The sequence below is a fragment of the Streptomyces kebangsaanensis genome (assembly GCF_001906585.1).
Lineage (GTDB): Bacteria > Actinomycetota > Actinomycetes > Streptomycetales > Streptomycetaceae > Streptomyces > Streptomyces kebangsaanensis.
On sequence record NZ_JUJA01000114.1, the window covers coordinates 40,215 to 45,647 of the forward strand.

At 73.3% G+C, this 5,433-nt stretch carries 5 protein-coding genes; 4 read left to right on the forward strand and 1 reads right to left on the reverse strand.

Translation table 11 applies throughout. The features are described 5' to 3' along the window. The 4 genes from RH94_RS16950 to RH94_RS16965 form a co-directional block, all read left to right on the forward strand. On the forward strand, positions 1 to 1,502 hold a 1,502-nt coding region (locus RH94_RS16950; protein WP_234425830.1), incomplete at its 5' end, for a YfjP family GTPase. 215 nt (positions 1,503 to 1,717) lie between these two features. Continuing rightward, the gene (locus RH94_RS16955) at positions 1,718 to 2,188 is read left to right on the forward strand and encodes a single-stranded DNA-binding protein (RefSeq protein ID WP_073948423.1); all 471 of its coding nucleotides are present in this window, start codon (positions 1,718 to 1,720) and stop codon (positions 2,186 to 2,188) included. 181 nt (positions 2,189 to 2,369) lie between these two features. Continuing rightward, complete coding sequence (locus RH94_RS16960; protein ID WP_073948424.1) at positions 2,370 to 3,773, forward strand: Cys-Gln thioester bond-forming surface protein; 1,404 nt, start codon at positions 2,370 to 2,372, stop codon at positions 3,771 to 3,773. A gap of 99 nt (positions 3,774 to 3,872) precedes the next feature. After that, positions 3,873 to 4,169 (forward strand): hypothetical protein, encoded by a 297-nt coding sequence (locus RH94_RS16965; RefSeq protein ID WP_073948425.1) that lies wholly within the window; start codon positions 3,873 to 3,875, stop codon positions 4,167 to 4,169. A gap of 65 nt (positions 4,170 to 4,234) precedes the next feature. Here RH94_RS16965 and RH94_RS16970 read toward each other — a convergent pair whose 3' ends face one another. Continuing rightward, the gene (locus RH94_RS16970; RefSeq protein WP_234425831.1) at positions 4,235 to 4,570 is read right to left on the reverse strand and encodes an IS110 family transposase; all 336 of its coding nucleotides are present in this window, start codon (positions 4,568 to 4,570) and stop codon (positions 4,235 to 4,237) included. Between the last annotated feature and the right edge of the window lie 863 nt (positions 4,571 to 5,433).

Below are 5,433 nucleotides of genomic sequence, written 5' to 3' on the forward strand. Positions count from 1 at the left end.
CCCTCGCCGAGGCGAGCCGCGTCCTCGACGAGGCGGCGGCGCGGCGCCGGCTCTCCGGGCAGCACACCGTCGTCGCCATCGCGGGCGCCACCGGCAGCGGCAAGTCCCAGCTGTTCAACGCGCTCGCGGGGGTGGCCATCTCGGAGACCGGCGTACGCCGGCCGACCACCGCGGCGCCCATCGCGTGCAGCTGGAGCGACGGCGCGGCGAGCCTCATCGACCGCCTCGGCATCCCGGGGCGGCTGCGCAGACGCCCCCTGCAGGGCCCGGAGCCCGACCCGCAGCTGCGCGGGCTGGTCCTGGTGGATCTTCCCGACCACGACTCGGCCGCCGTGCAGCACCGCGAGCACGTGGACCGCATCCTCGCTCTCGTCGACGCCGTCATCTGGGTCGTCGACCCGGAGAAGTACGCGGACGCCGTCCTCCACGAGCGCTATCTGCGGCCCATGGCCGGCCACGCGGAGATCATGTTCGTCGTCCTCAACCAGGTCGACCGGCTGCCCGGCGAGGCCGCCGACCAGGTCCTGGACGACCTGCGACGGCTGCTCGACGAGGACGGGATCGCGCTCGGCGACTACGGCGAGCCGGGCGCCACCGTGCTGGCGCTGTCCGCGCTCACCGGGGACGGCATCGACGAACTGCGCGAGGCGCTCGGCCAGTTCGTGGCCGAGCGCGGGGCCGCGGGGCGGCGGGTCTCGGCCGACGTGGACGCCGCGGCGGTGCGTCTGCGGCCCGTGTACGCCACCCGGAGGGGTGCCGGGCTCAGCGAGGAGGCGCGCGAGGAGTTCGCGGCACGGCTCGCGGACTCGGTGGGCGCCACCGCGGCGGGCGAGGCGGCCGAGCGGGCCTGGCTGCGCAACGCGGGCAAGGCCTGCGGCACGCCCTGGCTGCGGCTGTGGCGGTGGTGCCAGGACCTGCGCGAGCCGCCCACCGGCCGCCTGTCGCTGCGCACGCAGCCGGACGAGGAGGCCACCGCCCGGCAGCGCGTCGAACAGGCGGTGCGCACGGTGGCCGACCGGGCCTCGGCCGGCCTGCCCCCGGCGTGGGCGCAGGCGGTGCGCGAGGCCGCCGTACGCGGCGCCCAGGGGCTGCCCGAGGCGCTGGACGACCTGGCGGCGCGGACCGGCCTGCCCCCGGGGCGGCCGCCGCGCCCGGGCTGGTGGCCGGCCGCGGTCCTCGCACAGGCGGCGATGACGCTCCTCCAGGTCGTCGGGGGGCTGTGGCTGGTCGGCCAGATCGTCGGGGTGATGGCGCCGAACCTGGGGGTGCCGGTGCTGCTCATGATCGCCGGCATCGTCGGCGGGCCGCTCGTGGAGTGGAGCTGCCGGATCGCGGCGCGCGGACCGGCACGGCGGTACGGGCAGGAGGCGGAGCGCCGGCTGCGGGAGGCCGCGGCGGGGTGCGGCCGTGCCCGGGTGCTGGATCCGGTGGCGGCGGAGCTGCTGCGGTACCGGGAGGTGCGCGAGCAGTACGCACGGGTCATGGGGACGGGGACGCGGTGAGCCGGGCCGGGGGCCTCTGTCACCCGCACGGGTGAGGGAGTTCTCCACAGGCGGGCGGTGGTCCACAGGCGCCGGCGGGCCCGGCCCGGCGGAGGCAGTCTGGTTCCGCGGCGATCGCGGCGGACGCGGTCGTCACGGCAGACGCAGCCGTGCGGGACGGGCCCGCACGCGTGTCCGCCCGGACCGGACGGCCGGGCGGAGGAGGGGAGCGGACGATGAACGAGACGATCGTGTGCACCGTGGGCAACGTGGCGACGCAGCCGGTGCACCGGGAACTGCCCTCGGGCGCCTCGGCGCGGTTCCGGCTGGCGGTGACCTCGCGCTACTGGGACCGGGAGAAGAGCGCCTGGACGGACGGGCACACCAACTTCTTCACGGTGTGGGCCAACCGTCAGCTCGCCGGCAACGCGGTGGCGTCGCTGAACGTGGGCGACCCCGTCATCGTGCAGGGCCGGCTGAAGGTGCGCACGGAGACCCGCGACGGCACCAGCAGGACCTGGGCGGACATCGACGCCCTGGCGATCGGCCACGACCTGGCGCGGGGCACGACGGCCTTCCGGCGCACCGTCAGGACGGACCCGCAGCAGGCGGGTTCGCCCCCGAGGCCGGAACCCGCGTGGGAGACACCGGCCCCGGACGCGCCCTCACCGCGACGGCCGGAGCCGACGGCCGCGGTGACGGCCTGACAGGTGGCGTGAGTCGATCTTGGTCATAACGATTCCGATTCGGATCAGTGATCTGACGATACGACAGCCAAGTGGTGGTGCGGGCGGTCCATAGGATGCCGGGCATGGCTCTTGGGGCCGGAAGATTCTGCTGGTGGGACCGCGCCCCCCAGGTCGACGGTCCTGCTCGAAGGGGAACACCGTGTGTGCTTGGTACTCCGCGCCGTCCGCGCGCGGAAGAGGGGCGGCCCGTCTCGCCGCCGCGACCCTGGTGTCGGGACTCGTCGCCGCCGGCGTGATGGCCGCCGCCGGCCCGGCCGCCGCCGAGGGGGCGCCGCAGAGTCCGGGCGGGGCGAGTGCCACCCTGGGCGGCCTGAAGACCTACGGCACCGCCGTCATCCATGACGACGGCGGGGACCACCAGGTCTCCGCGGGCCTGTTCGAGATGTCCGTCGACGGCGGCGGCACCCTGCAGACCTACTGCATCGACATGCACACCCCCACCCAGCGGGACGCCAAGTACCACGAGACGCCGTGGAGCGGCACCTCGCTGGCGGCCAACGAGGACGCCGGGAAGATCCGCTGGATCCTGCGGAACTCCTACCCGCAGGTGAACGACCTCGCGGCGCTCGCCACCAAGGCGGGCGTGAAGAACCTCACCGAGCAGGACGCGGCGGCCGGCACCCAGGTGGCCATCTGGCGCTACTCCGACGGCGCGGACGTCGAGGCCGTCGGCCCGGAGGCCGAGAAGCTCGCGGACTACCTGGAGAAGAGCGCCCGCGACCTGCCCGAACCGCGGGCCTCGCTGACCCTCGACCCGCCGGCCGTCTCCGGCCACCCGGGCGAGCGGCTCGGCCCGGTGACGGTGCGCACGGACGCGAGCAGTGTGACGCTCACGCCTCCCGCGGGCGCCGCCACCAGCGGTGTGCGGATCGTCGGCGAGGACGGCAAGGAGATCACGTCTGCCGGGAACGGCAGCCAGGTGTTCTTCGAGGTCCCCGAGGACACCGCGGACGGCGCGGCCACGCTGACCGTGCAGGCCTCCACCACCGTGCCGGTCGGCCGCGCCTTCACCTCCGACAGCCGCAGCCAGACCCAGATCCTGGCCGGCTCCAGCGAGTCCACGGTCTCCGCGACCGCCCGTGCCACCTGGGCCGCGAAGGGCGCGATACCCGCGCTGTCCGCGGCGAAGAACTGCGCCGCGGGCGGCCTGGACATCACCGCGGCCAACAAGGGCGACGAGCCGTTCACCTTCGAGCTGATGGGCACCCGGCACACCGTCGCCGCGGGCGCCACCGAGACGGTGACGATCCCGCTCCAGGAGGACCAGGCCTACGACTTCACGATCACCGGCCCGGGCGGCCACGGACAGCGCTTCACCGGCGTCCTGGACTGCGAGACCCAGGGCAGCCCGGCCGGCACCGCCCCACGGACGCTCGGCGATCCCAGCCCCGCCACGGTCGGCCTCCCCGCCACCGACACCAACCTCGCCGACACCGGCGGCACCGACTCCACCCCCCTGATCGCCGTGACCGGCCTCAGCCTGCTGGTCCTGGGCGCCACGGCGCTGAGCATCGTCCGCAAGAAGAGGACGATCCAGGACTGACGTCCGAAGTGGGGCACCGCGACATATCGGGCTAGCGTGGAAGGAGAGCCGGAGACATCGAGCGGATGCCCGGCACCAGCCGGTGAAACGGGACGCGACATGACCGTGCAAGCAAGCCGGACAGCCCCCGGCACAGCGCCCACCAGGCCCCACGGCGCCCGCGCCGCGGCCGAACGCGTCCTCTCGGGCGACGCGATGACCGTCCACCTGGGCGGCCACCGGCTCGAACTGCCACCGGGGGACCAGCTCGCCTACCTCGCGGGCCTCGGCCTCCTCGCCGCACTCGACCTCGTCGAATGGCCGGTCGCCCTCGCCATCGCCGTCGGTCACGAACTGGCCCGCAGCCACCACGGCAAGACCCTGCGCGAGTTCGGAGACGCTCTGGAACAGGCGTGACCCACAACCGCGCCGAACCCGACCGACGGCAGCCGCAGCCCCCTGACCAGCCACCGCCCCAGCCCTCAAACTCCCAGATCAGCGCCCCGCGACCCACGGGTTTCCGCCCAGGGCCGGCGGTGCGGCAAGGTGGAGTCGGACTTGCCATTGATCCGCCGGGCCTTGCGGTCAGGGCGGTCGACGTCGACCACGGTCACCTCGTTCGCCCGAAGGAACCGGGCGAGCTCGGAACCGTAGGCGCCGGTCCCCTCAACCCCGACGGCGAGCACGTCACCGTGCAAGCGCATCCACTCCAGCAGGCGGCGGTAGCCGTCGGGGGTGGTGGGGAACGGAGCGGTGGCCAGGTGTCGGCCAATGGTGTCGATCACCGCTGCCTGGTGGAAGTCGGTGTGGGTGTCCACGCCGCCGACCACCGCGATCCGATCTGCCGTCCTGGGTACTGCTTCCTTCCGTGCGATGCGCGAGGGATCGCACGGGCCGGTCGGGCGTCAGGACAAGATTGTGATGGGACCTTTGGCCGGGCTCCTGACCTGTTCAATCGAGCCCAGACGCACGGTTCGCGGCCGTAGCGTCCAGGGTGCCGGTCAGCACGGGCCCGCAGTGCTCCTTGCCGCCCCGCGCGGGCTGGCTCACTCATAGGGGACTGCTGCACGGTGTGGGTCGACGGCGGACGGGATGGGAGCGGGGGTGACTGGTGGGTTGGCGTACGTGGTGAAGGTGGGGGAAGCGGCGCTACAGTCCCGGACGTGAAGCCGGGGAGACCGAGGCAGTTCGGCGCATCGCTCATCGCGATACTCAGGCACATTGTCCGGCGCCCTTTTCTGATCCTGGTGCTCGTGCTCATCTGCGTGGCGACCAGGTGGCTCCAATCCACGTTGCCGCAGCCGTGGGACGGCCTGGCTTTCGGGTTCGGCTGGTTCGCGGTTGCGTTGTCCATCGCATCGACCCTTCCTCGAAGCCAAGAAGCCCAGCAGGCCGACGATTGAGCGTGTCCGCCGCGTGCCCGATACGGCAGCGCCTCAGGGGGGGACACGGGAAACCACGGGGACTCAGCGAGGAACCGGCAGGTCAGCGACCATCCGCGTACGCGATCTTCCAAGCTGGTGCTCATGATGTCGAGCGGACCGTCGACTGTAGGCTGCGCCGGCAGGCGCGACCACACGAGGAACCTCATGGAGCAATCGCCAACCACACTGAACCGTCTGGCCAACAGCGGCCTCGGAGCCGTTCCGGCGGTTGCCTGCATTGCGTACGCGACGCAAGC